This window comes from Actinoplanes sp. CA-142083 (genome assembly GCF_050942195.1).
In the GTDB taxonomy this organism is placed as follows: Bacteria; Actinomycetota; Actinomycetes; order Mycobacteriales; family Micromonosporaceae; genus Actinoplanes.
Map to the genome: position 1 here is coordinate 3,123,854 of NZ_CP192076.1, position 24,784 is coordinate 3,148,637.

Annotated in this window: 27 protein-coding genes and 3 tRNA genes; 10 read left to right on the forward strand and 20 right to left on the reverse strand. The window is 70.1% G+C overall.

Annotated elements, in window-relative coordinates:
- Positions 1-19 precede the first annotated feature (19 nt).
- Positions 20-877, reverse strand: coding sequence for a BREX system ATP-binding domain-containing protein (locus ACQPZX_RS14315; protein ID WP_433379907.1), 858 nt, complete (start codon positions 875-877; stop codon positions 20-22).
- An 80-nt stretch (positions 878-957) separates the two neighbouring features.
- Between ACQPZX_RS14315 and ACQPZX_RS14320 the strand changes: the two genes are divergently transcribed.
- Positions 958-1,473, forward strand: coding sequence for an SDR family NAD(P)-dependent oxidoreductase (locus tag ACQPZX_RS14320; RefSeq protein WP_433379910.1), 516 nt, complete (start codon positions 958-960; stop codon positions 1,471-1,473).
- Here the strand turns inward: ACQPZX_RS14320 and ACQPZX_RS14325 are convergent.
- Genes ACQPZX_RS14325 through ACQPZX_RS14350 form a run of 6 tightly spaced genes read right to left on the reverse strand, consistent with a single transcriptional unit; the run spans position 1,445 to position 4,492 of the window.
- Positions 1,445-2,230, reverse strand: a complete 786-nt coding sequence (locus tag ACQPZX_RS14325) for an alpha/beta hydrolase (protein ID WP_433379913.1) — start codon at positions 2,228-2,230, stop codon at positions 1,445-1,447. The genes ACQPZX_RS14320 and ACQPZX_RS14325 overlap by 29 nt on opposite strands.
- A 5-nt stretch (positions 2,231-2,235) precedes the next feature.
- Positions 2,236-2,592 (reverse strand): AI-2E family transporter, encoded by a 357-nt coding sequence (locus ACQPZX_RS14330; protein ID WP_433379916.1) that lies wholly within the window; start codon positions 2,590-2,592, stop codon positions 2,236-2,238.
- A complete protein-coding gene (locus ACQPZX_RS14335; RefSeq protein ID WP_433379919.1) occupies positions 2,589-2,939 on the reverse strand; it encodes an AI-2E family transporter in 351 nt (116 codons plus the stop codon). Before ACQPZX_RS14335 ends, ACQPZX_RS14330 begins: the two co-directional genes overlap by 4 nt.
- Positions 2,940-2,958: 19 nt before the next feature.
- Positions 2,959-3,147: a hypothetical protein gene (locus ACQPZX_RS14340; protein ID WP_433379922.1), complete on the reverse strand. Its 189-nt coding sequence runs from the start codon at positions 3,145-3,147 to the stop codon at positions 2,959-2,961.
- A complete protein-coding gene (locus ACQPZX_RS14345) occupies positions 3,147-3,806 on the reverse strand; it encodes an SRPBCC family protein (RefSeq protein ID WP_433379925.1) in 660 nt (219 codons plus the stop codon). Before ACQPZX_RS14345 ends, ACQPZX_RS14340 begins: the two co-directional genes overlap by 1 nt.
- Before the next feature lie 44 nt (positions 3,807-3,850).
- Entirely contained in the window at positions 3,851-4,492 is a 642-nt protein-coding gene (locus tag ACQPZX_RS14350; protein ID WP_433379928.1) for a sigma factor, read from the reverse strand.
- 121 nt (positions 4,493-4,613) lie between these two features.
- Here ACQPZX_RS14350 and ACQPZX_RS14355 point away from each other — a divergent pair, with 121 nt between their 5' ends.
- Positions 4,614-7,352: a helix-turn-helix transcriptional regulator gene (locus ACQPZX_RS14355; RefSeq protein ID WP_433379931.1), complete on the forward strand. Its 2,739-nt coding sequence runs from the start codon at positions 4,614-4,616 to the stop codon at positions 7,350-7,352.
- 62 nt (positions 7,353-7,414) lie between these two features.
- On the opposite strand, the gene ACQPZX_RS14360 is transcribed toward ACQPZX_RS14355, so the two are convergent.
- From ACQPZX_RS14360 to ACQPZX_RS14370, 3 genes are all read right to left on the reverse strand, one after another.
- Positions 7,415-8,245, reverse strand: a complete 831-nt coding sequence (locus tag ACQPZX_RS14360) for an alpha/beta fold hydrolase (protein WP_433379934.1) — start codon at positions 8,243-8,245, stop codon at positions 7,415-7,417.
- Between the two features lie 102 nt (positions 8,246-8,347).
- Positions 8,348-9,166: an alpha/beta hydrolase gene (locus ACQPZX_RS14365; RefSeq protein ID WP_433379937.1), complete on the reverse strand. Its 819-nt coding sequence runs from the start codon at positions 9,164-9,166 to the stop codon at positions 8,348-8,350.
- Positions 9,167-9,245: 79 nt separating this feature from the next.
- Entirely contained in the window at positions 9,246-10,088 is an 843-nt protein-coding gene (locus ACQPZX_RS14370; RefSeq protein ID WP_433379940.1) for an MBL fold metallo-hydrolase, read from the reverse strand.
- Positions 10,089-10,232: 144 nt separating this feature from the next.
- Here ACQPZX_RS14370 and ACQPZX_RS14375 point away from each other — a divergent pair, with 144 nt between their 5' ends.
- The 3 genes from ACQPZX_RS14375 (at position 10,233) to ACQPZX_RS14385 (ending at position 11,621) form a co-directional block, all read left to right on the forward strand.
- Positions 10,233-10,496, forward strand: a complete 264-nt coding sequence (locus tag ACQPZX_RS14375) for a hypothetical protein (RefSeq protein ID WP_433379942.1) — start codon at positions 10,233-10,235, stop codon at positions 10,494-10,496.
- Between the two features lie 2 nt (positions 10,497-10,498).
- Entirely contained in the window at positions 10,499-10,993 is a 495-nt protein-coding gene (locus tag ACQPZX_RS14380) for a hypothetical protein (protein WP_433379945.1), read from the forward strand.
- Between the two features lie 67 nt (positions 10,994-11,060).
- A complete protein-coding gene (locus tag ACQPZX_RS14385; protein ID WP_433379948.1) occupies positions 11,061-11,621 on the forward strand; it encodes a hypothetical protein in 561 nt (186 codons plus the stop codon).
- Here ACQPZX_RS14385 and ACQPZX_RS14390 read toward each other — a convergent pair.
- Both ACQPZX_RS14390 and ACQPZX_RS14395 read right to left on the reverse strand, forming a co-directional pair.
- Positions 11,618-14,365, reverse strand: a complete 2,748-nt coding sequence (locus tag ACQPZX_RS14390) for a helix-turn-helix transcriptional regulator (RefSeq protein ID WP_433379951.1) — start codon at positions 14,363-14,365, stop codon at positions 11,618-11,620. The genes ACQPZX_RS14385 and ACQPZX_RS14390 overlap by 4 nt on opposite strands.
- Before the next feature lie 98 nt (positions 14,366-14,463).
- A complete protein-coding gene (locus ACQPZX_RS14395; protein WP_433379954.1) occupies positions 14,464-15,351 on the reverse strand; it encodes an RNA polymerase sigma-70 factor in 888 nt (295 codons plus the stop codon).
- A 79-nt stretch (positions 15,352-15,430) separates the two neighbouring features.
- Here ACQPZX_RS14395 and ACQPZX_RS14400 point away from each other — a divergent pair, with 79 nt between their 5' ends.
- The 3 genes from ACQPZX_RS14400 to ACQPZX_RS14410 are packed head-to-tail and all read left to right on the forward strand — an operon-like array spanning position 15,431 to position 17,186.
- Positions 15,431-16,279 carry an SDR family NAD(P)-dependent oxidoreductase gene (locus ACQPZX_RS14400; protein ID WP_433379957.1) on the forward strand — a complete coding sequence of 283 codons (849 nt, stop codon included), beginning with the start codon at positions 15,431-15,433 and terminating at the stop codon, positions 16,277-16,279.
- Positions 16,280-16,284: 5 nt separating this feature from the next.
- The gene (locus ACQPZX_RS14405) at positions 16,285-16,650 is read left to right on the forward strand and encodes a DoxX family protein (protein WP_433379960.1); all 366 of its coding nucleotides are present in this window, start codon (positions 16,285-16,287) and stop codon (positions 16,648-16,650) included.
- Positions 16,651-16,709: 59 nt separating this feature from the next.
- Positions 16,710-17,186: a hypothetical protein gene (locus ACQPZX_RS14410; RefSeq protein WP_433379963.1), complete on the forward strand. Its 477-nt coding sequence runs from the start codon at positions 16,710-16,712 to the stop codon at positions 17,184-17,186.
- Between the two features lie 55 nt (positions 17,187-17,241).
- Here the strand turns inward: ACQPZX_RS14410 and ACQPZX_RS14415 are convergent, their stop codons facing one another.
- The 4 genes from ACQPZX_RS14415 to ACQPZX_RS14430 form a co-directional block, all read right to left on the reverse strand.
- Positions 17,242-17,742 carry a hypothetical protein gene (locus tag ACQPZX_RS14415; RefSeq protein ID WP_433379965.1) on the reverse strand — a complete coding sequence of 167 codons (501 nt, stop codon included), beginning with the start codon at positions 17,740-17,742 and terminating at the stop codon, positions 17,242-17,244.
- A 677-nt stretch (positions 17,743-18,419) separates the two neighbouring features.
- Complete coding sequence (locus ACQPZX_RS14420; RefSeq protein WP_433379968.1) at positions 18,420-19,019, reverse strand: DUF5317 family protein; 600 nt, start codon at positions 19,017-19,019, stop codon at positions 18,420-18,422.
- A gap of 124 nt (positions 19,020-19,143) precedes the next feature.
- Positions 19,144-20,703, reverse strand: coding sequence for a diguanylate cyclase (locus ACQPZX_RS14425; RefSeq protein WP_433379971.1), 1,560 nt, complete (start codon positions 20,701-20,703; stop codon positions 19,144-19,146).
- Between the two features lie 90 nt (positions 20,704-20,793).
- Positions 20,794-20,991, reverse strand: coding sequence for a hypothetical protein (locus ACQPZX_RS14430; protein ID WP_433379974.1), 198 nt, complete (start codon positions 20,989-20,991; stop codon positions 20,794-20,796).
- A 207-nt stretch (positions 20,992-21,198) separates the two neighbouring features.
- On the opposite strand from ACQPZX_RS14430, the gene ACQPZX_RS14435 reads away from it, so the two are divergent.
- The gene (locus ACQPZX_RS14435; RefSeq protein ID WP_433379977.1) at positions 21,199-21,564 is read left to right on the forward strand and encodes a PadR family transcriptional regulator; all 366 of its coding nucleotides are present in this window, start codon (positions 21,199-21,201) and stop codon (positions 21,562-21,564) included.
- Positions 21,561-22,937: a permease prefix domain 1-containing protein gene (locus tag ACQPZX_RS14440; RefSeq protein WP_433379980.1), complete on the forward strand. Its 1,377-nt coding sequence runs from the start codon at positions 21,561-21,563 to the stop codon at positions 22,935-22,937. Before ACQPZX_RS14435 ends, ACQPZX_RS14440 begins: the two co-directional genes overlap by 4 nt.
- Positions 22,938-22,947: 10 nt before the next feature.
- Here the strand turns inward: ACQPZX_RS14440 and ACQPZX_RS14445 are convergent, their stop codons facing one another.
- The 4 genes from ACQPZX_RS14445 to ACQPZX_RS14460 all read right to left on the reverse strand — a co-directional run bounded on the left by ACQPZX_RS14445 (position 22,948) and on the right by ACQPZX_RS14460 (position 24,223).
- A complete protein-coding gene (locus tag ACQPZX_RS14445) occupies positions 22,948-23,781 on the reverse strand; it encodes a hypothetical protein (protein ID WP_433379983.1) in 834 nt (277 codons plus the stop codon).
- Between the two features lie 159 nt (positions 23,782-23,940).
- Positions 23,941-24,016, reverse strand: a tRNA-Cys gene (locus tag ACQPZX_RS14450).
- Positions 24,017-24,027: 11 nt separating this feature from the next.
- Positions 24,028-24,111: transfer RNA gene (locus ACQPZX_RS14455), tRNA-Tyr, on the reverse strand.
- Positions 24,112-24,148: 37 nt separating this feature from the next.
- A tRNA-Glu gene (locus tag ACQPZX_RS14460) sits at positions 24,149-24,223 on the reverse strand.
- Positions 24,224-24,784 lie beyond the last annotated feature (561 nt).

Here is a 24,784-nt window from a genome sequence, read left to right on the forward strand (position 1 = left end):
CGAACCCGATGCCCAGCGCCTAGGCGGCCCGCCACACCAGCGCCGCGTCGCCGGTGGGATCGGCCGCCGCGAGCAGCAACAGGTGCCGCGCCGATACCGGGAGGGCGCGGACCCGGCCCAGATAGCGGGCATGGACGTGGTCGGAGACGGTGGTCGACGCCGGCACGGCGAACCCGCCCGCGAGCTCGGCGGGACTCATGTCCTTCGGCAGCTCCAGCAGGCCGAGGGGGTTTCCCCGGCTCTCGGCCACGATCCGGTCGCGGACCCGCGGGTCGAGCTGCCCGGAGATGGTCGCCCGCAGCAGCGCCCGGGCGTCGTTGTCGGTGAGCCCGTAGAGGGTGAGCGTCGGCAGACCGGGAAAGGCCAGGTGGTCGCCGGACTCGCGGGCGCCGATCAGCAGCAGCACCGGCTCGGCGAGCAGGCGACGGGCGACGAAGCCGAGAACCTGGAACGAGGGCTGGTCCAGCCATTGCGCGTCGTCGACGAAGCACACCAGCGGGCGCTCGGCGGCGGCCTCGGCCAGCAGGCCGAGCACGGCCAGTCCGACCACGAACCGGTCCGGCGCGTTCCCGGCGGCCAGGCCGAAGGCCACCCGGATCGCCTGCGCCTGCGGCTCCGGCAGCGCGGTGAGGTGGGGGAGCAGCGGCGTGCACAGCTGATGCAGCGCGGCGAGGGGCATCTCCAGCTCGGACTGGACGCCGGCGATCTGGATGACCCGGCAGCCGGCCGCCTGCCGGGCGGCGTAGTGCAGCAGCGCGGTCTTGCCGATGCCGGGCTCACCGCGGACCACAAGCACGCCACCTGTCCCGGCGCGCACGGTGTCCAGTGCGTCGTCCAAGGCGTTGCGCTCCCGGGTGCGACCTCTGAAGGCGGGCACGCTCCTCAACATAGGACCGGGATCGGACCAGGGGGAACCCCTGGTGTGACGCGCGACGGTCAGGCGGGACATTCGGTCACATGGCTGCCGACCGGCGGGTTGCGATCGTCACCGGAGGATCGCGCGGCATCGGCAAGGCGACGGTCCACCGGCTTGCGGCCGGCGGCTACCGGGTCGTCGTCAACTATCTGCACGATCGGCGAACGGCCGAGGACGTCGTCGACCAGATCCTCGGGGCCGGCGGGGAGGCGGTGGCGGTACGCGCGGACGTCGCGGACGAGTGGGACGTGGCCCGGCTGTTCGCGGAGACGTCGTACGTGTTCGGCGGCGTCGACATAGTGGTGCACACCGTGGGCGGCCGGACGACCGCCGCGACGCTGCTCGTCCACCGCCAGGCCGCGCGCGATCTGCGGGACGGCGGCACGGTCGTCAACTTCGCCGATGTGGAGCTGCCCCGGACGCTCGCCGCCGAGCTGCGACTCCGGCGGATCACGGTCGTGGGAGTGGCGATCGAGGCCGGCGGCCCGTGCGACCCGGAACGGGCCGCGGACCTCGTCGCCCTGCTGGTCAGCGCCCGGCGCGCGCCGCCGCGATGATCAGCCCGGCGACCTTGTCCGGGTGGGACGCCGGCGACGCGTGGCTGGATCGGACCTCGATGGTGGTCGCATGGCTGCGCCTGGCCATGAAACGCTCGAGGTCCGGGTTGATCATGCGGTCCTGGGTGGAGACCAGGGCCCACGACGGCAGCGTCTTCCAGGCCGGCGGTCCGGCCGCCTCCCCGAAGCACTGCGCGGCGATCGGCTTCTGCGTCGCGGCGAGCACCCGCGCGTCCGCCAGCGGAATGTCCGGCGCGAAGTTGGCCGGGATCGCCGCCGGGTCGAACCATAGGAATCCGAGAGAGTCGGGCTGGGCGAACGCCAGCCCGGGCGGCGCCGGGAACCGTGCGTTGAGGCCACCGATGGTCTCGCCCTCGTCCGGCGCGAAAGCCGAGGCGTAGACCAGGCCGACCACGTTCGGCACGCCGGTGGCCGCGCCGGAGATCACCGCACCGCCGTACGAGTGCCCGGCCAGCACGGTGGGGCCCTGCAGCCGCTCGGCCAGCACATGCCTGGTCCAGGCCACATCGTCGGTCAGCGAGGTCATCGGCAGCTGCGCGGCGACCACGGTGTACCCCTGGCGCTGCAGAATCGCGATGACCGCGTTCCAGCTGGATCCGTCGACCCACGCCCCATGCACCAGCAGAACATTGGCTTTCGTACGGCCGCCGGCGCTCGCCCGTCCCGGCGCGGCCAGCCCGGACGTCGCCACGGCCAGCGCGGCCGAGCCCCTCAGGACGGTTCGCCGTGTCGTCATGCCCATCATTCCCCCCTTGACGCGTTCGGTTCCTTTCCGCGTCCAGAGTCGAGATCCGTTGCCGGGGTCGCACCCGTGGATGCCCTGGTCCCGTCCCTGGCCGCCGGCTCCTTCGCTGGTGGCGGGCTCAGCACGACCTTGATTGTGGCGGCGATCGGGATCGCCATGATGACGCCGGCCAGGCCCAGCAGCGTGCCGCCGGTCAGCGCGACGAGCAGCACGGCCGCCGCCGGCATGTCCACGGTGTTGCGGAAGACGCGCGGCACCAGCAGATAGTTCTCGGCCAGCTGGTAGAGGGCGAAGAAGATCACCACGATGATGGTCCGTGGCCACAGGCCGACGGTGAACAGCGAGACGATCACTTGTCGACCACGACGTCCAGCACGTACGCGCCGCGGGCGTGGTGACGTTCCGGCAGCAGCCACATCACGCCGCGGCGCAGGCGCGGCAGGTCGGCCATGAAGTAGATGGTCAGCACGAGCACGGTGAAGGCGGAGGAGACCGCGCCGACGAAATGCTGGAAGAACCCGACGGCGCCGGTGGCGAGCGTGCCGGGCAGGGCGCTCACGGCCGAGGTCAGCCGGGCGGTCAGGTGGTACCGATCGGTGATCTCGCGTACCTGCCGCGAGTCCTCGGTGAGCTTCTGCAGATAGGTCGGGGCGCGGCGAGCAGCACCGCGAGCACGCCGCAGGTCCCCGCTACGGCCCACCGGAACACCGTCGCGGATCTCAGAGCTCGCCGCCGAGCTCGCTGGCCAGGCGGTCCGGGGTGAGGCCCAGCTTGAACAGCAGCTCGACATCCTTGGGGTCGTCGAGATCGATCCGCTCCGGCAGGTGCTCCTCGAGGGCCGCGGCGTGATCGGGCCCGTAGACGCGGCGCAGGACGTAGAGGGCATGAGCCTTCGTGAATGCGGCCATCACTGCATCTCCGCTCGCTCTTTGATCCCGCGCAGCATGCGCCGCATCATCGCGTAGTCGGCGACCTCCATCAGCACCACCGTGATCACCGTTCCGGGGCGCCGCCAGTCATAGAAGGTGTTCAGCCGGGCCACCAGCCGGGTCTGCTCGCCGTTCAGCGGCGTCAGCCGCCAGCACCAGCTGCGTGCCCGGCTGCGCCACAGCAGCCACTGCGGCTCGTCGAAGCTGTCCACGATGAACGACAGCCGCTCGGACGGTTTCATAACCCAGGGCAGCCATTGGCCGGGCTCGATGTGCTGCAGCTCGGGCACGATGTACCGGACGCTGGGGCGGGCGAAGTTGTCCAGCAGGTCGCTGGCGTACCAGCCGGCGCGGCCGCACCCGACCTGGACGAGCCACGGCCACACCCGCTCGGGCGGCGCGGCGATCGTGATGGCCCGGGTGCTGCGGTACTGCGCGCGCGGCAGCAGGCCGTCCCCAGGCATCGGCGCGGCGACCTCCGCCGGGTTGGCGCCCCAGGTCTGATGCCGGCGCCGTCGCAGCGGGGCGACGACGAACTTCGGCAGGTCGGCGACGACGGCTCCGATTTGGCGGACGAGGTCGGCCGCAGTCGGCAGCGGCGGCTTCCATGTCGTTGTTTCGGGGAACTTTCTGGACATTTCACTACCGCCCATTTCTCGCGAATGGAGCGCCGGAAACCCACTTATCGTTCCGTGCAAGAGAATATGCGCTGGGAAAGATGGTCGACCAGACCCGGCATGTCGCCGCCACGCGCCGCGCGGACAAACGCCCTGAGAAGCCGATCTCGCTCCGCGGGATCGACCGGCTGGTGGCGCCCTTCCCGCAGGTGCCTCCGCGCCCGGTGCGCCAGCTGCCGTGCGTTTACTTCGCTGAGCTCGAGCACCCCGGCGATCTCGCGGAACGGGTATCCGAACGTCTCGTACAGCACGTAGACGGCACATTCGACGGCGGAGAGCTGTTCCATCAACAACTGGATCGCGACCTTGAGCGCCTCGCCGCCGTCCGGCTCCGGATCTGCAGCGACACAGAGGTCCGGCAGCCATCCGCCGGCGCACACCTCGCGACGCGCGTGGGCCGAGGTGACTGTGTTGAGCGCGAGCCGCCGCGTGGCGGTGACGAGAAACGCGGTGGGCGACCGGACCGCCGCCCGGTCCGCGGTCTGCCAGCGGATCCATGCGTCCTGGACGACGTCCTCGGCGTCCGCCGCACAACCCACGATCCGATGGGCGATGCCGAACAGCCGGGAACGGACGCTCTCGAATTCGGCGGGCGCCCGGTCGAGCGGCTCGACGAGTCCACTTGCGCTGGCAACCACGGTGATCATCCCCCTTTCCGTGACCTGACCCGAGAATCGCCGCCGGACGCCGGCCTGTGTCGCCAGTCACCACAGGCGATGGGAGCAAGGCGATTGACGTGATCGGAAGGCCCGCATAGCGTTCGGAACGATGTCGACGAGCCCTGCGCTGCACGATCGACGCGACGAGCGCGAGGCGCTGGATCGACTGATGGCGAGCGTGCGGTCGGGTCGGAGCCAGTTGCTGGTCCTGCGCGGCGAAGCCGGGGTCGGCAAGTCGGCGCTGCTGGACTATCTGGTGCACAACGCCTCCGGTTGTCGCGTCGCGCAGGCGGCGGGCCATGAGTACGAGACGGAGCTCGCGTACGCGGGCCTGCATCAGCTGTGCGCCCGGTTGCTCGATCTCCGCGACCGGCTGCCCGGCCCGCAGCGGGACGCGCTCGCGGCGGCCTTCGGGCTGAGCGCGGCTTCCGTCCCGGATCGCTTCGTGGTGAGCCTCGCGGTGCTGGGCCTGCTCTCCGCGGCCGCCGAGGACAAGCCGCTGCTCTGGGTGATCGACGACGCGCAGTGGCTGGACAAGGCCTCGGCGCTGACTCTCGCGTTCGTCGCACGCCGCCTGTTCGCGGACCCGGTCGGGCTGGTGTTCGCGGTCCGGGAGCCGGCGAACGTCCCGGAACTGAAGGGCCTGCCCGAGCTCGCGCTGGGCGGGCTGGGGGACAGCGACTCCCGGGCGCTTCTCGACGCGGCTCTCCCCGGCCGCCTCGACGAGCACGTGCGGGACCGCATCGTCGCCGAGTCGCGCGGCAACCCGCTCGCCCTGCTCGAGCTGCCCCGAGGTTTGACGCCGACCGAGCTCGCCGGCGGGTTCGGGGTCCTCGACGCGACGCCGCTGGCGAACCGGATCGAGCAGAGCTTCCTGCGGCGGCTCGACGCGCTCCCGGCGGAGACTCGACGGCTGCTGCTGGTCGCGGCGGCCGAACCGGTCGGTGACGTGTCGCTGCTCTGGCGCGCAGCCGGCCGGCTCGGACTCGACGCGGGCGCCGCGGCGCCGGCGCAGTCGGCAGGGCTGATCGATCTGCGGGGCCGGGTGCGGTTCCGCCACCCGCTGGTGCGCTCGGCGATCTACGGAACCGCCACCCTGCCCGAACGGGAGCAGGCGCACCGGGCGCTCGCCGCCGCCACCGATCCGGACACTGACCCGGACCGCCGCGCCTGGCACCGTGGGCACGCGACGACTGTCCCGGACGAGGGGGTCGCCGCGGAGCTGGAGCTCTCGGCGGGGCGGGCGGCCCATCGCGGCGGCATCGCCGCGGCGGCCGCGTTCCTCGAACGGGCGGCGGAGCTGACCCCGGACCCGGCGGAGCGTGGCCGGCGCGCGCTCATCGCCGCGACGGCCACCTCCGAGTCGGGGGCGCCCGAGGCCGCGCACAAGCTCCTGTCGCTGGCGGGGCTGTGCCCGCTGGACGAGACTCAGCGCGCGCAGCTCATCCGCGTACGCGCCCAGATCGTCTTCGCTCTCCGGCGCGGCACCGACGCCCCGCCTCTGCTGCTCGCCGCCGCCGAACGGCTCGCGCCGCTCGACAGCGCGCACGGGCGCGAGACATACCTGGAGGCTCTCGAAGCCGCGATCCACGCCGGCCGTCTCAACGAAGCCGGGCCGCACGAGGTCGCCGCGGCGGCCCGGGACGCCCCTGCGGCCGGGCCGGCGCCACGACCGATCGACCTTCTCCTCGACGGCCTGCTGACCCGGTACACGCGGGGCTACGTCGCCGGCACGGCGCCGTTGCGGGCGGCCCTGGAGGCGTTCGGGCGGGAGCTCGGCGGCGACCAGCACGCGATGCGGTGGTTCTCGCTGCCCTGGATCGTCGCCGGCGATCTGTGGGACGACGACGCGTGGCATGAGCTGGCCACCCGGGCCGTCCGGCGGGCGCGCGAGGCCGGCGCGCTGCTCGCCCTGCCGGCGGCGCTGGGGCACCGCGCCGCCGTCCACCTGCACGCCGGCGAGTTCGCGGCGGCCTCGTCGCTGGCCGAGGAGGCCGATGCGATCACCGAGGCCACCGGCAACGCCCCGGCGCGGTATGCCTCGCTGCTGCTGGCGGCGTGGCGCGGCGCCGAGACGGCGCAGGACGAGATGGACCGGGGCTATCGCAACGCCATCGCGCGCGGCGAGGGGCGCGCCGCCGGTGGGTTCGGTTACGCGTCCGCGGTGCTCTCCAACGGCCTCGGCCGGTATGAGGAGGCGCTGGCGAGCGCGCGATCGGCCTGCGAGTACGACGACTTGGGCATCACCGGGTTCGCCCTGGTCGAGTTGATCGAGGCGGGGGCGCGCAGCGGCGCCCATGAGGAAGCCGCCGCGGCCCTGCGACGTCTGGAGGAACGCACGAGCGCGGCCGGCACCGACTGGGCGCTCGGGGCCGGCGCCTGGTCGGCCGCCCTGTTGCGCGACGGCAAGGCCGCCGAGTCCTGCTATCGCGAGGCGATCGAACGGCTCGCGCGCACCCGGGTTGCCATCCACCTCGCCCGCGCGCATCTGGTGTACGGCGAGTGGCTGCGCCGCGAGAACCGCCGGACCGAGGCTCGCGAGCACCTGACCGCCGCGTACGAGATTTTCGACGGCGCCGGCGCGCAGGCGTTCGCGGAGCGCGCGCGCCGCGAACTGCTGAGCACCGGCGCGACCGCCCGCAAGCGCAGCGTGGAGACCCGCGACGCGCTCACGCCGCAGGAAGGGCAGATCGCACGGCTGGCGCGCGACGGCCTGTCCAACCCCGAGATCGGCGCCCAGCTGTTCATCAGCCCTCGAACGGTGCAGTACCACCTGGGCAAGGTCTTCACCAAGCTCGAGATCACCTCGCGCGGTCAGCTGATCCGGCTGCCGCAGAGCCGGTTCTGACCGGCGTCGCCGCCATCGTCCGGAAGCGGCCCGGACGATGGCGGCAACCCCGAACCGGCTGATCACGTCGTCGCGTCCGCAGCGGCGAGGATCATCCTGGTGACGTCGTCGGGACGCGTGATGAGCGTCAGGTGGCCGGCGGTGACCCGGGTGATGCGAGCGCCGGCCCGGGTGGACATCTTCTCCTGCAGGGCCCGTGGGATCACGTTGTCCTGCGTCCCGATCAGCGACCACGACGGAATCGTCTTCCACGCCGGCGGCCCGGAGACCTCGGTGAACTGGTTGACGGCGGCGGGTCGCTGCGTGGCGTGCAGGATCCGCGCCTCCTTCGGCTCGACGCCGTTGGCGAAGCAGTTGATGTAGCCCGGGTACGGCGGGTTCGCCTCCCAGCGCAGGTAGAGATCCACGCCGCCGTCGTAGGGCACCTGGTTGAAGCCGCTCTCGGTCACGCAGGAGCCCGACGTTCCGACCAGGACGCCGGCTGACTCGCCCTCGTCGGGCACGAACGCGTCGATGTAGACGAGTGCCTTGACGTTCGGATTGCCCGTGGCCGCGTTGGTGATCACGAACCCGCCGTACGAATGGGCCACCAGGACGATCGGACCGGAGATCGTCTGCAGGTAGCTCCTGAGATATGCGGCGTCGGTGACCGGCCCGCGCAGCAGGTTGGGCGGAGCGACCACCGTCTGGCCCCTTCCCATCAGGCGCTTGATCACGGAGTTCCAGGACGACGCATCGGCCCAGTCGCCGTGCACGAGCACGATGGTCGGACGCTGTTTGGCCCGCGACTCGGCGCTTGCGGACCCGCCCGTGCCGAGCGAGGCGAGCCCCGCGAGAAGCAGGACGGGCCCGATCAGAAACGCGCCGCGACCAGCCAGTTTGCGAGTGAACATCGAAACCCCCTTCGGAAATTGGTGTCCCGATGAGGGTCCCGCCGACCCGGCTGGCTCGAATCCGCCACTACGCCAGTGCGGCTCGCCAGCGGCTCCCTGCCGTCACGTCCGGGCGTGGCTCGTCGCCCACTCGAGCGCGTAGTCGGCGACCTGTTCCCAGCCGGGCTCGACCCCGGTGAAGTGGGAGCGCTCAGGGAACTCGTAGAAGTCGGTTGTCGCCTCGGAGTTGTGGTACTTCTTCGCGTTCGAGCGGATCACCGCGGGTGGCATCAGGTGGTCCTGGCCGCCGGCGATGAACAGCAGCGGAGCTCGGTCGTCCAGGTCGTAGTCGACCCAGGTCTCCTGATGGCCGGGCTTCCAGTTGGCGATCAGGCCGTAGGACCACACCCAGCTGCCGGGCGCCGGGATGTGCAGGCGGTCGTAGGCCGCGTCGGATTCCTCGCGGCTGACCGTGTTGGCGAAGGCGTAGTGGAACTGCTCCTTGGTGAAGCCCACCGCGCGGTGCCGGTTGGCCGGGTTCTTGAGCACCGGGAACAGGGATCTGATCTGGGACGGCGGGTTCACCCGTACGCCCTCGGGCGGCGCTGAGTCGATCGTCACCCCGGCGGCGCCCAGGCCGTGGTTGATCAGGATCTGGGTGAAGGTCCCGCCGAAGGAGTGACCCATGATGATCGGCGGACGGTCCAGGCTCTCGATCACCTGGGTGAGATGGTCGACCGTCGCCGGGACGGTGGCCTCGGCGATGATCTCGGGCTTCTCCCGCAGCCCTTCCACCTCGATCTCGAATCCGGGGTATGTCGGCACGATGACCTCGTGTCCCTTCGCCCGGTAGTGCTCGACCCAGCGGTCCCAGCTCCGGGCGGTCATCCACAGCCCGTGGATCAGCACGATCGGTAAGGCGTCGGTCGTCGGCTGGCTCATGATGCTCCTTTCGATGTGGGCTCAGGTCATCGTCGGGTCCTCGGAAGGCCGTAGCTTCACCCCGCGAGGATGAAGTCCGTCAGGCGAATTGGCTGTACGCCGCGGCCCAGAGGGTGTGCCGGTTGCCGTACGCGGGATATCTCGCCAGCATGCGGTCGATCAGCTCCTGCGGGGTGCCGGAGTTGGCCACGGCCTGGTCGAAGTCCTCGAGGTAGCGGCGAGACTGATCGAGCACGCGGCCGGCGTCGTCGTCCGGGGCGTCCGGGTCCTTGTGGCCGGTCACGATCGTGGCGGGTTGGAAGGCCGCGATCGCGTCCAGCGATGCCAGCCACGCTTTACGGGACTCCGGGGTCGAGTTCCACAGCCACATGTGGATGTTGTTGTACGCGATGTCGCCGGAGCACACGGCGCGCAGCTCCGGCACGTACGCGATGGTCGCGAGGACGCCGTCGGCGCCGCCGATGGCCCGCAGCTGGATCGGGCTGTCCTCGACGTCGAGGTCGCCGGCGCCACTCCAGGAGGGCACCGGCGGCGAGGCCGGGAGTTGGCCGGCGAAGAAGGCGTTCCATCGCTGCATGGCCGCCGGCGAGGTCTGGCCCCGGGCCTCGTCGACGACCTGCCGGTCACAGGCGATCAAACGGCTTTCGGGGTACGCGTCGAGCAGCGGCCCGGCGCCGAAGAAGTGGTCGAAATGGCCGTGGGTCACGACGATCGCCCGCAGTCGCTTGCCGGACTGTCGCAACCAGGTCACCAGCCGGTTGCCTTCGGCGGTGGTCGCCAGCGCGTCGACGAGGATCGCGTCGCGCTCGCCGGCGATCAGCGTCGAGGTGCTCGCCGGCCAGGTGGCCGGGCGGCGCACGTCCCAGCCGGGGCCGGGCGGGATCGGCTTGTAGCCGCTGTTGAGGACATCGATCGAAAGCATCTCCGTAGCCTGCGCGGCTTCCGGGGTCGTTCGCGCCCGGCAAGCCACTGGTCCCGTCCCACGGGCCTGCGGACCAGGGTTTGCACGGGCGCGACCGCGGCGCCGCAAACCGTACGTTCACAGCCGACCGGAAGGAGTAGAGCGATGGCTCATCTCGACAGCCACCACCGCACCACGCTGCGGAAGATCCTCCAGCACACGGGCGGCCACAACATCGAGTGGCACGACGCGCTCTCCTTGCTACGCGCCGTCGGTTCCGTCACCGACCACGGCGACGGCAAGGTCGCGGTCACGGTCGGAACGCAGTCTCTCGTCCTCGAAACACCCACGCACAAGGACGTCGACCTGCCGACAGTCGTCGAGCTGCGCCGCATGCTCACCGCGGCCGGATACGGCACCGAGGCGTGACCATGGCCGGCTTCGATCTGGAGACCATTGCCGTACGGGTCGAGGGCGCCGTCCTCTTCGCCGAGATCAAGGCGCCGCCCATGAATCCCCTGGGCCCGGAACTCGTACGCGATTTCGTCTCGCTGATCCAGCGCGCCGAGGCCGACGAGGCGATCCGCGTGCTGGTCTTCACCAGCGGCGATCCCGACTTTTTCATCTCGCATGTCGACCTGACCCGGATCGCGGAGTACCGCGCCGAGGCGGCGTTCGGCCTGCTACCCGGCGGCGGCGCCACGCAACACCTCACCCGGCTGATGGGCCGTGGCCGCGCGCTGCCCGCCGACCAGCTCGCGCCACCGGAGGACTTCCGCCGCGACTCCGACCTCTTCGGTCAGGGCGCCGCCGAGCCGGCAGCACAGCGATTGATCGGCGCCGCGTTGCAGCGTGGCCTGCAGACCCGCGACGCGGAGATCGACCTGGGGCAAGCCCTGGTGTCGGTCCTCGCGGCCGAGGAATGATAGATCGATCGTGTCCGGCGAGTCGTCACGGTCCGTCACGCAGTCATCGAGGCTGTTGGGTCAAACAGTGCTGATCATCGGTACCTGTACCGGCGCCGGCCTCGCGACCGCCCGCCGGGCGAAGGGCGAGGGCGCCCAGCTGATCCTCACCGATCGCCGTGCGGGGCCGCTCGAAGACCTGGCGGACGAGATCGGCGTCGAGGCGACCGCGGCCTTCGACGAGTCCGATGTCGATCAGCTCCGGGCGTTTCTCGACGGGCTGCCCGGCCATGTCGACCATGTGTTGTTCAGCGAGATCGATCTCGCGCGGGCGTACGGTGCGCTCGACCAGTTCCTGCTGCCGATCTGCATCGCCCGTTACGCCCAGCAGGAGATGCGCGACTGCGGCTCGCTGATGTTCATCGCGAGGTCTCCGGCGCGGCGACCCGGCGACGGCCAGATGCTCGCCGCCGTGGCCGCGGTCGCGCTGCCCGCGATCGTGGCGAACCTCGCGGTCGAGGCGGCTCCCGTCCGGGTCAATCTGATCACCTGCACGCCCGCGGACGATCAGCTCGGCCACGTGGCGGCACGCGCGGTGCAGCTCATGGTCGATCCCGCGGTGACCGGGGCGATCCTCGACCTGAGCTAGTCGGCGAGCACGGTGTGGAGGTACCGGCGCGAGCTGATGCCGAGCTTCGTGTAGATCTTCCGCAGGTGCCATTCGACGGTGCGGCTGCTGATGAACAGTTGCGCCCCGATCTCGGAATTCGTTCGCCCTTCGGCCGCCAGATGCGCGATCTGCGACTCCTGGGGCGTCAGCTCGGTGGGTTCTTCAAAACCCCGCTTGCGTACGGTCGCTCCGGTCGCCGACAACTCGTGGCGGGCCCGTTCGGCGAACAGCTTCATGTCCATCGCGCTGAACATCTCGTACGCGATCTCCAGCTCACGGCGTGCGTCGACGCGGCGGCTCGCCCGCCGCAGCCATTCCCCGTACAGCAGATGGGCTCGCGCCAGATCGCCGCGCATCCTGGTCCGGCTCAGGCAGTCGATCGAGCTGCGGTAGAGGCTCTCCGCCCGCCCGCCGTCGCTCAGCAGGGCGCGCGAGCGTGCCTCCACCCCGAGCGCCCAGTCCGTGTGAGTTGCCTGGGTCTTCTCCGTCAGGCGGGCCAGGCTCCGATTCGCCAGCTCGGTCTCGCCCACGCGGGACGCGGCTTCGATCAACTCGGGGAGGGCCCAGTTCTCGACGACGACCTCGCGGTAGGCAGCCGCGTCGCCGGCGGCGGAGAGCGCGTCGTGATACCGGCCGCTGCTGTTGCCCAGCACCGCCGTGGTGTATGCGCAGATGGCCACCCCGATGCCCTCGCCGCGGGCGGTCGCCTCCTCGCGGGTCCGCGCGATGAGGCGGTCGGCGTGACCGCCGCGGCCCTGCCACGCGGCCACGATCAACGCGCCGTACGGGGCCGCGGCGATGCCGGTTGCCTCTTCCACCGACTCGGTCTCCGCGACGGCCGCCGCCGCGGCGGTCAGCTCGCCGCAGAACACGAGCACCGGTGTCTGGGAGCTGAGGGCCAAGGCCACCTCGCTCAGCGCCCCGGCCCGGCGGGCGATCTCGACGTGGTGCCGGGAGAGGACGTACGCCCCCTCGTCGTCCCACATCTCGATCGCGACGACGCAGCCCAGCCACAAGCGGCGCAGCTGATCCGGGGGCGGCGTCCAGCCGGCCGACATCCGCCGCACGGCATCGCGGGAGGCGGGAACCGCCGTGGCGTAGTCGTCGGCCAGCGCGATCAACCCCTGGAGCAGCAGATCGGCCGGGCTGGGCTCGGGCCCGATCCGCCCGGCAGCGTTCCGGGCGGCCTCGGCGATCTCGGGCAGGCCCAGGCTCTCGTTCAGCCGGGCACCGAACAACGCGGCCGCCAACGCGTCCAGATAGGTTTCGCGAGCCAGGCGCTCATCGAGTGGTTCGAGCCGTCGCGCGGCCGTCAGCAGCAGCGGCGGCGCTTCCGTGCCACGGCTGGACGCGAAGGCGAGCTGGGCGCGCAACAGATCGCTCTGCGCCCGCTGGAGCTCGTCGACCACACCGTCGGTGGCCAGCGTGAGCATCCTGCGCGCGGTGTCGAACGCGCCCGCCTGCACGTTGGCGAAGGCCGCGCCCAGCGCCCGGCCGCTGCGCCGGGCCGGGTCCGGGGTCAACTCGGCCGCCCGGGACAGGAACGCGCCGGCGGCGGCGAAACCACCTCGCGACTGGGCCCGGCCGGCCGACCGTTCGAGTTCCGCGGCCACGTCCTCGCTGGCCGCCTTGGTGGCCCGGGCCCGGTGCCACGCGCGGCGGTCCGGATCGGTGCTCGGATCGGTCGCCTCGGCCAGCGCGCGGTGCGCCCGCTGACGCTGATCGGGCGCGGCCGACCGGTACGTCGCCGATCGCACCAGCGGGTGGGCGAACTCCACCCGGGCGTTCAGGCGGAGCAGGCCGGCCGCGACCGCGGGCCCGGCCGCGTCCAGGTCGATGCCGAACCGGGCGGCGGCCGCCGCCAGCAGGCGTGGATCGCCGAGCGGTTCGGCGGCCGCGATCAACAGGAGCTGCTGGGTCTCCGGCGGCAGTGCGGCGACCCGCTGGACGTAGCTCTGCTCGACCTTGCTCGACACCGGGTGGCTGTCCGGGAGGCCGTACCCACCGGCGAGATCCTGACTTGTCCAGGTATGCGGCAGCTCGAGCAGGGCGAGCGGGTTGCCGTGACTCTCGGCCACGATCTGATCGACGATCTCGGCGTCGATCGGACCGGTCACGTTGGTCATCAGCAACGCCCGGGCATCGTCGGCGCCCAGACCGCCGACCGGCAACGCCGGCAGTCCGGAGAGCACCGTGTCCCCGACGCCGGTCCGGGCCGCGCAGACCAGGGCGATCGGCTCGGCGAGCAGGCGCCGCGCGACGAACGCGAGGACCTGCGCCGACGCTTGGTCCAACCATTGCGCGTCGTCGACCACGCAGGCCAGCGGCTCGTCCTCGGCCACCTGATCCAGCAGGGTCAGGGTGGCCAGCGCGACCAGGAACCGATCGGGCGGCGCCCCCGAGCTCAGGCCGAACACGACAGCGAGGGCGTCGCGTTGCGGCCGCGGCAGCCGATCGAGGCGATCCAGTACGGGGAAGCACAGCTGATGCAGGCCGCTGTAGGCGAGCTCCATCTCCGACTCGACGCCCACCGCCACCAGGTGCTGCCAGTCGGCCAGGTGTCCCGAGAGGTAGCCGAGCAACGCGGTCTTGCCGGAGCCGGGATCACCGCGCAGCACGACGACCTGACTGCTGCCCGCCCGGGCGTCGGTCAGCATCTGGCGCAGCAGCTCGCATTCGCTGCGCCGGCCGCGAAGAGCCGGCTCCGGCATTGCATGTGACATGGCCACCGCCCGGCGCGTTCGGTGACTGCACAGTTGCAAGCACCAATCGACGAGCATGGCAGCCCGGCAACCGGCGCCGCATCACCCAGTCAGAATGATCAGCGCATCGCCAGATGACGTAGTTTGTCGGGGTTGATGACGGTGTGGATGGTCTCGATCCGGGGTTCACCGTCGGTATCGGCGACCTGAAGGGCGAACACCGCGCGCAGCTGGGCGTTCTCGTCGAGGACGCAGGCGCCGGGCTGCCCGTTGACGTACTGCGGTCGTACCAGAAGATTGTCCCTCTCGGCGAGGCGGAACAAACCGAGGAGGAACCGGGCCACCCGGTCCCGGCCAATGACCGGTTGGGTGACGGCGGGCGGCTTGCCGTTGCCGTCGGCGTGGAACCGGACGTCGCGGGCCAGCAGCGCTTCCAGCTCGGCCAGGTCGCCGGCGTGGCAGGCGGCGAAGAACCGGCGCGCGAGCTCGTCCCGGCGTGCGCGCGGAACCTCGAAACGGGGAAGGCCGGCGTCGAGGTGCGCACGGGACCGGGCCAGGATCTGGCGGCAGTTCGACCCGGTCTTGCCGACGACGGTGGCGATCATGTCGTAGTCGTAGGCGAAGACCTCGCGGAGCAGGAACACCGCCCGCTCGACCGGGGAGAGCCGCTCCATCGTGGCCATGAACGCCAGCGAGAGGCTCTCGTTCAGCTCGGTCCGCACGGCCGGGTCGCCGGAGTCGTCCACTCCGAGCAGGGGCTCGGGAAGCCACGTACCCACGTATCTCTCGCGCCGGACACGGGCGGAACGGAGGTGATCGATCGCGAGCCGGGTGGTGACGGTCGTCGCATACGCGTCGGGCGTGTCGACCACCGTGGTGTCGCGATGCATGCGCAGCAACGCCTCCTGGGTGATGTCCTCCGCGTCGGCGACGCTGCCCACCATCCGGTAGGCGATGGCGAACATCAAGGGCCGCAGCTGGGAGTAGCTGGTCGCGAGGTCGGCCATACCCGCATCAAAACACGCCGCTGTCACAAGCGCCGGGTGGATCTCGTCGGAGGGGTCGACACAACGATGGGAGGGCATCATGCGAGCAGTGGTGATCACCGGTACGTCGTCCGGAATCGGCCGGGCGTGCGCGCTGGCTCTCGACGCCATGGGTATGCGGGTGTACGCGGGTGTGCGACGACCGCAGGACGGCGCCGCGCTGTGCTCGGTCGCCTCCGACCGGCTCACACCGATAGTCGTCGACGTCACCGATGCCGAGTCGATCGGCGCGGCCCGGGACCTGGTGGCCGGGCAGGTGGGCGGGGAGGGACTGGCCGGTCTGGTCAACAACGCCGGGACGACCGTCCCGTGCCCGGCCGAACATCTGCCGCTGGACGTGTTCCGGCGCCAGCTCGAGGTCAACCTCACCGGCCATCTCGCCGTCATCCAGGCGTTCCTGCCGATGCTGCGGAGCGCGCACGGGCGGATCGTCAACGTCAGTTCGGTCGGCGGACGGGTGGGCACGCCGTTGATGGGCTGCTACGCGGCGGCCAAACACGGCCTCGAAGGGCTCAGCGACAGCCTCCGCCTGGAACTGGGCCCGCTGGGCGTCCACGTGTCGGTCATCGAGCCGGGATTCATCGCCAGCTCGATGCCGGCGAAGCTGAAACGGGACACCGATGACTGGCTCCGGCGGCTGCCGGGGGACGGCCGGGACACGTACGGTCGGCAGCTCGCGGCGATGGCCACCCGGATCAGCCGGGAGGCGACCGCCGGTTCCCCGCCCGACGTCGTCGCCGGCGCCGTCGCGCATGCGCTGACCAGCCGCCGTCCCCGAGTCCGCTATCCGGTCGGCGCCGGCGCGAAGCGTCTCCTGCTCCTGCACCGCGTCCTGACGGATCGGTTGATGGACCGCGTCATCGGCCACGCCACCGGTTATCAGGGGTGATTCGCATGAACGTCGCATTGTGGTGCGCCCAGATCCTGCTCGCGGTGGTGTTCACCACCTCCGGGATCATGAAGTCGACCCTGCCGAAGGACGACCTGGTGGCCCGCGGGCAGACCGGAGTGCAGTTCTTCCCGACCCCGGCGATCCGCCTCATCGCGGCGAGCGAGCTGCTCGGGGTGCTCGGGCTGATCCTGCCCTGGCTGACCGGCATCGCCCCGATACTCACACCGATCGCCGCGGTCGGCCTGGCGATAGTCATGCTCGGCGCGATGACGACCCACATCCTGCTGCGCGAACCGAAGAACATCGCGATAACCGTCACGATTTTCCTGGTCTGCGTCTTCGTCGCCGCCGGCCGTTTCGCCGGCTGAAGCCGATGTGAAGCGGGTTTCTGATTGTCTTCCACAGTCGCTGACAATCAGGAGGACTCGTGCGAACTCACAGCATGCTCAGGGCGTTCGTAGCATTCATCGGCCTGGTACTGGCGGTGCCGACCGTGATCGCCACCTCGCCGACGTCGGCAAGGGCCGCACCGGACGTTGTGGCAGCCGCGGCCTGGAACCCTCGGGTCGTTCCGCTCTACTCCAACGAGACCAAGGTTGCGCTGGACTCCGCGGAAGCCCGCAAGCGCTTCCTGGATCTCTGCCAGACCGAAGACCTCAATGGGTACGCGTGCATCACCGTGGGAGATGGCGACGGAACGCATTCCGGCTTCGCCATGTTCAAATGCGGATGGCGGAAGGTCTACGACTTCATCAACGCGGGCGCACTCGTGAACAACCAATACGGCGGCGCGAGGGTGCGGCTCTACAACGCGGCGGAAGCGGAGATCGCGTCGTACGGAAACGGCAGGTTCGGCATCCCCAACGAAATCTTGTACGCGACGGAATGGATCAGCATCTGCTGAACCAGCCGCCTGGAAGCAGCCGCCCGGCGATGATCCGGGCGGCTCGCTTCTGACCTCAGCCGGCGTCGGTGACCCGGTAGTTGCCCTTCACGATGAAGAAGTCGGGGCTCGCGGCCGCGTTGGGGCCGCAGCCCGGGTCGGCAACGGTGCCGGTCGAGAAGTTCAGCTTGTCCGCCACGACGGTGCCGTCGCCGTTGTCCTGGACGCCGATGACCACGTAGTTGCCGCGCTGCCAGCTGTTGCTCTCGCGGCGAGGCCCGCCGGAGAGCACGATCTTGCCGGTCAGGTACGCGGTCTTGCTGTCGACCACGAGACAGCTCGACATGCCCGTCGCGTAGGTGCCGTCCGGGTAGGTGATGGTGAACGCGCCGAGCTGGCCGCGCTGGTTGCCGGCCGCCGCCAGGTAGGCGGTCGGGGTGCCGAACTGCCCGAGGGTGCCGGTGCCGATCACCGACTCGACCTTGGTGGCGGCTTGGGCGCCCATCGCCGGCATCGCGGCGAACGCGGTCACGGCAGCGGCAGCGGTCAGCAGAAGTTTGCGCATCGTCGTCCTCACGGGGGTTGATCGTCGTTCAGGACGACTTTCTATCCGCCGGCCGTGACCGTGCGTAATGGCCCGTACGGACGGGAACACCACCGGGTCGGTCGACGCCGAAAACTGTTGTGGCGCAAGGGGTTTCGGGTTCGATTGAGGCTACTGAGCCCACCGGTGCCGGTGAGTCGGCCGGGCCCTATGCCGTGATCGAATCCAGCCAGCGCCAGTTCTTGCGATAGCGCCCGGACCAGTGGCCGCGCACAAGGGTGCGTCCGGCTTGATGTCAGCCGGCGCTCAGATGTGGGGCGCCGACGGTGAAGAGCAGCAAGGCCAGGCTGGCCACGGTGACGGCAGCCCGCAGGAGGCGCTGCCGGGACGACGTACGCTTCATGGAAGTCCTCCGGTATCAAGATCAGCCGATGCTGAAATGCGGAGCGCCGGTCGTGTAGAGCAGCAGCGCCAGGGTGGCCACGGTGAAGACAGCGAGTAGGCGGCTCACGATGTCCTCGCCTAGCCGGTGCTGATGTGCGGGGCGCCGACGGCGTACAGGAGCAACGCCAGCGTGGCCAGGGTCGAGAGAGCGATTCTCAGGTGCCGGATCATGATCAGCCTCCGCTGAAATGAGGGGCGCCCACGGTGTAGAGCAGCGCCGCGAATGTGGCCAGGGATGTGAGGGTCGGCCAGAGTTTCTTCATCGGTCAGCCTCCGCTGGTGGCGAGCACGACTCGGGCGGCAGCGTTGGGGCGTGATCGGCGCATGGCCAGGACCACCAGTGCGCACGTGCCGCCCGCTATCAGGACGTCGCCCGGGCTGGCGATTTTGTCGACCAGGGGCACGGGAATGATGTCGGCCAGCGCGGCCAGCCGGGTGCCCGCGTCGGCGGGAACGTTCTTGGGTCCCTGCAGTCCGGGCGGCAGACCCATGCCCGCGGACGCCGCCGGGTCGTACGGCATACGGCCGTTCAACCCAATGACCAGGGCGTTCATTGCCGCGCCCAGCACGATGACGGCGCCCGCCACGCGGATGGCGGCAGGCCAGGTGCGCAGGTTGACGGCCAGCCAGGCCAGCACGATCGCAAAGACCGGGACGAGCATCGGTACGCCCAGGTCGTCCTCGAGGAAGCGACGCACCCCCGGCGCGAAGTACTGGGTGAACTGGACCGCGGCGGCCAGCCATACCAGCCAGAGCGCGCGAATCCGGACCGTACGGAATCCGGAAAGTCGCCCGCCGCTCAGGTAACCGATGATCACGCCGGCGGCCGGTGGGAACACGGTGAGTAGGAAGAAACTGAACGACACTTTGCCTCCCCCGCGGGGTGAGGAATCCGATGCGTCGTTCCTATCCCTGTACGCGCCCGGGAACTGCCACCAAGTCGACAAACCCGGGCTGCGGACACAAAGGACGGACGGCGACCTCGGAGGCTTATCCTCCCGCGGTCGAGGTGCCGACGACCCGGTTCCGGCCGCCGCGCTTGGCGGCGTACAGGTTCTCGTCGGCGCGGGCCATCAGGTCCGGCATGGTGTCGTCGCCGCACGGGGACGTCGCGACGCCGATGCTGGTGGTCACGGCGAGTTCGCCGGTGATCGGCCCCCACGCGTACGCCTCGAGTTGTCGCCGCAGGCGCTCGCAGCGCCGGTGTGCCTCGCCCGCGTCGACCCCCGTCAGGATCAGCACGAACTCCTCGCCGCCCAGGCGGGCCACGATGGACGCCTCGGCCTCGGCCAGCAGCACGCTCACCTGCTTGAGCACCGTGTCGCCGGTGCTGTGCGACAGGGTGTCGTTGATGCGCTTGAAGTGGTCGAGGTCGACGATCGCGAGCGACACCGGCTGCCGGTCGATGCGGGCCGCGCCGAGGATCGCCGGCAGCTTCTCGTTGAGGTACCGGCGGTTGTAGAGCCCGGTCAACGCGTCCCGGTAGGCCATCTCGCGGAAGCGCTCGTTGTCCTTGCGGGCCTCGGTCGCCTCGAACACCGTGTGCAGCGCGTGGGCGCGAGCTTCGCGTTGGATCGAGCGAAGTGAGGCGAAGAGGGCATGGAAGATCCGATATTCCTCGTACGCCTCCTCGAAGCGTCCCGTGGCCGCGAGCAACGCCGCCTTCTCCTCGTGTGCCCGCATGCGCACCGTTTCGAGCCCGCGTTCCTCGCTCATCGCGAACGCCGCGTCCAGAGCGACCTGGCACGCGTCGTGCCGGCCGTCCAGCCGGCGCGCCTCGGCCAGGGTCAGCAGGCATTCGGCCAGCGCGTCGCCCTCGTCGCCGCGGACCGCCGAGTTCTCGTGCAGGACCGCGCCCAGGAGTTCCTCGACCACGGCGTAGCGGCCCGACATCATCTCGACGCGGGCCATCGTGTCCAGTTCGTTCGCGGTGAAGGCGCGGCCGCAGTGCGACAGGGTCTCGCGCATGCGACCCACGAACGCCCGGGCGCCCGCGTCGTCGTCGTTCTCGTAGGCGATGTAGGCGACGTTGTTGAGGATGTGGAGCGCGAGCTCGAACTCGCCGGTCGCCGTGGCCAGGTCGAGCGCCTCGTCGAACCGGCGCTGGGCCTCACCGGCGGATCCGTTGTCGTCCAGGGCCACCGCCAGGGACATGAGGTGCCGGGCCCGCAGCGCGGGGGCGGCGCTGTCGGCGAGGTTCGACACGCACTGCACCGCGTGCCGGAGTGCGTCCGCGAGATCACCGATCTGGCGATGGAAGATCGCCATCTCCCGGTGGGCGCGGGCGAGGAGGTTCGGGCTGTCGTGCAGGACCGCCCAGTCGAGAACGCGGCGGGCCAGGGCGCCGCCCTCGGCGGAGCGGCCTTCGCGCAACAGGACGCCGCACTGCAGCAGCATCGCCCGGTGCGCCAGCTCGGCGTCGCCCAGCTCGGCCGCCCGGAGCTCGGCCGTGACCGCCGGTGCGTGCAGGGTGCGGAACTGCGACACCGAACGGCTCTCCAGCTCCGCGATCACCTCGGCAAGCGCGGCCCGGTCCGTGAGCGCGTCCATCGTCGTCACTGCATTTCCCCCTCCCGCGTTGCGGCCGGGCACCGGTGACCCGGGCCCGGCCGTTTGCCGACGTTCACACTGCCGGCGGAATCAGTTCCCGCCGGGCGTGCCGATCACGGTGGCGGGGCTGCCGGGCACCTTGATCACCATGATCTTCGCCGCCTGCTGCGTGGTCGAGGAGCTGTCCGACCCGCCGCCGAGGGCCGATCCGACGACGCCGGCTGCGCCGGCGGTCAGGGCGACACCGGCCGCGACCGCGGCGACAGTTGAGAAAATTCGGGAGCGCATGCTGTTCCTCCGTAGCTCAGGTGGGGGACCTGAAGGCAACGATCAGCCGCCCCGGTTGCAACCGAGATGCCGTTCGGGTGCGAGCAGGTTGCTACCCCCCGAGGCCGCGGCGATCAGGGCTCCCGGCGCCGAGCGAACGGTCGTTGCGTCCGGCAATACCTACCAGTACTATGCATTGCACTTCTAGGGATGCCGGAATGAGGTCTTGTGAAAGTCGCAAAGGATCTGGTGGCCGCCTCGGCGACGCCATTGGTGCTCGGCATCCTGGCCGAGGGGGAGAGCTACGGATACGCCATCCTCCGGCGGATCAACGAGCTGTCCGGGGGTGAGCTGGACTGGACCGAGGGACTGCTGTACCCGTTGTTGCACCGGCTCGAGCGCCTCGGCCATGCGGAGTCGAGCTGGCAGTCGGTCACCGGCGAGCGGAAGCGCAAGTACTACCGCATCACCGAGAAAGGCCTGGCCGAGCTGGCCGAGCAGCGCCGGCAGTGGGACACCGTCGTCGACGCGCTCAAGGGGATCTGGCACGACCGGATGCCGCTGACGGTGAACCCGCTGGAGGGCCTCGCATGACGGCGCCGGACGGTCAGAAGGAGCTGGAGGCGCAGTTCGCGCAGTGGCGTCAATACGTGCTGCGCCGCAAGGAGCTGCAACAGCTCGACGCCGACGAGCTCGAAGACCATCTCCGCGGCTCCGTCGACGAGCTCGTCGCCGCCGGCCTGAGCCCCGATGAAGCGTTCCTGGTCGCGGTCAAGCGGATGGGCAGCCTCGATGAGCTCTCCCGCGAGTTCGCCCGGGAGCATTCGGAACGACTGTGGAAGCAGCTGGTGCTGACCGCCGACGCCGGCAGCCCGGTCGCCGGCGCGCGCTCCCGGCGGGACCTCTGGGCCATGGCAGTCTGCGCGGCGGGCGCCGTGGTGTCCGTCAAGGTGCCGGCATTGTTCGGGCTGAGCTTCGACGACGACGGGTCGTTCTACGCAAGAAACTTCGCGTTGTTCGCGCTGCCCTGGCTGGCGGCGTTCCTGGCCTGGCGCCGGCAGGCCCGGCGGCCGGTGATCGCGATCCTGGTGGCGCTGTTCGCTCTCGGCATCGTGGCCGCCAACGCCTACTCGCTGGCCGAAGACTCGCAGTCCGTCGTCGTCACCAGCATCCACCTTCCGATCGCCCTGTGGCTCGTGACCGGCCTGGCCTATGTCGCCGACGATTGGCGTTCCTCCCGCCGGCGCATGGACTTCATCCGCTTCACCGGCGAGTGGCTCATCTACTTCGTCCTCATGGCGCTCGGCGGCGGCGTGCTCTCCGCGTTCCTGTTCAACACCTTCAAGGCCATCGGGATTCTCCCGGAGGACTTCATCTCGAACTGGCTTCTCCCCTGCGGCGCCGTGGCCGCCGTCGTCGTTGCCGGGTGGCTCGTCGAGGCCAAGCAGAGTGTCGTCGAGAACATCGCGCCGGTCCTCACTCGACTGTTCACCCCGCTGTTCACCGCCGCCCTGCTCGCGTTCCTCGTCGCCGTCGTCTGGACCAGCCACGGCATCGACGTCGACCGCGAAACGCTGATCCTGTTCAACCTTCTGCTGGTCGTGGTGCTGGGGTTGCTCCTCTACTCGCTCTCGGCCCGCGATCCGCTGGCCCCGGCCGGCGCGTTCGACAAACTCCAGCTCGCGCTGGTGGTCAGCGCGTTGGCCATCGACGTGCTGGTGCTACTGGAGATCACCGGGCGCCTCACCGACGAGTACGGAAGCACGCCCAACCGGGCGGCCGCGCTCGGCGAGAACGTCATCCTGCTGGTCAACCTCGCGTGGTCGGCGTGGCTCCTGCTGGCCTTCATCCGCCGGCGCAGGCCGTTCGCGGCGCTCGAACGGTGGCAGACCGGCTACCTGGAGGTGTACGCGGCGTGGGCCTGGATCGTGGTCCTCGTCTTTCCTCCGCTGTTCAGCTACGTCTGACCGCTCGGGCTCAGTACGGGATCGGCTTGTATTCGACGTTCTGCCCGAGGCCCTCGACGCCCACGATCTCGGCCGGCGTGTTGCGCACCCGCAGCCCGATCGCCTCGGCCTCGGCGAGCGTCTCGTCGGAGTACTTCGACCGCTGCCAGACCTGGATCATGTACTGCCGGGTCTTGAGGTAGTCGACGTACCGGGCGAGGTGCTCGTCGTCGGCGCCCAGCGCGGCGAACAGCGCGATCCGCTGCCCGTCCTTCGGCGCGAGCAGCCATTTCGGGTACCGCTTGACGTCGTTGAAATGCGGCTGCACGAAATTGAGCGGCCGTCGCAGAATGGTGCCGGCCGCGCTGTGCGATACGCGCATGTTCCAAACGCCAAGATCACCCACGCGGGTACGCAGCTGTCGCACCCGGCCCTCGGTGGTGTTGACCTTGTTGTGCGAGCCCTCGCGCACATTGAGGCCACCGGAATGGCTGTAGTGGTCCTGCAGATAGATGCCCAGCCGGATCTGGGTGTAGGGCGACCGCCAGTCCGGGGCCTTGCCGTCGAACTTGTCGGTGTTGTCCTTGTGGAAGCCGGGGGTGCCCTCGCGGATCGCGACGATGCTGTCGCCGTAGTAGACGACGTCGTCGCGATCCAGGATCTGCTTGGCGACGTCCAGCATGCGCCCGTCGGTGATCACACTGCTCAGCTCGGGGTGCGACAGGAGATCGCCGCCGTGCTTGCCCACCGACGCCAGGGAGCGCTTGCGGAAGTCCTCGATCTCCTCGGGCGAGTACAGCCCCCGTACGATGGTGAAGCCTTTGTCCCAATATTCTTTGACATTGACACCGGCAACGGAACCCACGTTTGTCATCCCCTCCGTGCCCGCCGGCGCCCGGCGAGCGGATCCTGGCTTGGCCGGTGTGCACTCCACCACACCTCGCTCCCGAGTTCAAGTGATCAACTTGAATAGGTACGAAGAAATAGAAGTCCGGCAGCGCCACAGCGGAAGATCGCATGAGCGTGGAGTCCGTAGCCGGAATCGAACCGGCGAACACCCGCGTTGCGGGCGGAGCCCTTGACCACTCGGGCATACGGACCAGACGTGCCATGGTGCGGGATGAGGGATTCGAACCCCCTCAGCGAAGCGACCGGTTTACAGCCGGCCCCGACTCTCCATCGTCGGCGATCCCGCTTGCGGTGACGGACCGGAGTCGAACCGGCGCTTCCAGCAGTCCTGGTCGGGCTCGAACCGACGTTCTCCTGGTTGAGGGCCAGGTGAGCTTTGCCGACAGCTCCACAGGACCATCAGATGCTTGCTGAGCTGCTCGTCGTAGACACGAGAACGCCGCCCGGTCCCGGTGGGATGGGCGGCGCGGTTGCTAGCGGGTTGAAGGCTAGCCGCACCACCGGTGCCGGGCCTGGTAGTGGCCGGGGCCGCTTAGGTGGACCGGTCGCTCGATACAGGTCATGACGGTCTCGCCGAGCGGCTGTTGCCGCTGGGTGAACCTTCGCCACGACATCATCGGAACTCCCGGATCGGTGGATGTGCTCGGTGCTGATCACCACGGTAGAACACCGGTCGCGCATGAGCGAACACATATTGGAGCACTGATTTCGAGAACCAATGCGAACTCGGATCAGCCTTCCAACGGACGCCGGTCGCCAGGTCAGACTGTCAGCGGCCTGCACGTGGGCGCCTTCGGCGGGCAAGGTTGGCCGAGCAGGTTGATTGTTGCGTCCTTCGGCAGCGGGAGCTCGAGCGGCGTTCGGGCTGCGCCGTCTTGCTGTGAACCCGGCGGTTGGAGGCAGCCGCGGCCGAGCCGGGTTGCCCAGGGGCGCTCCGCTGTATCGCCGAACTCAGCCGG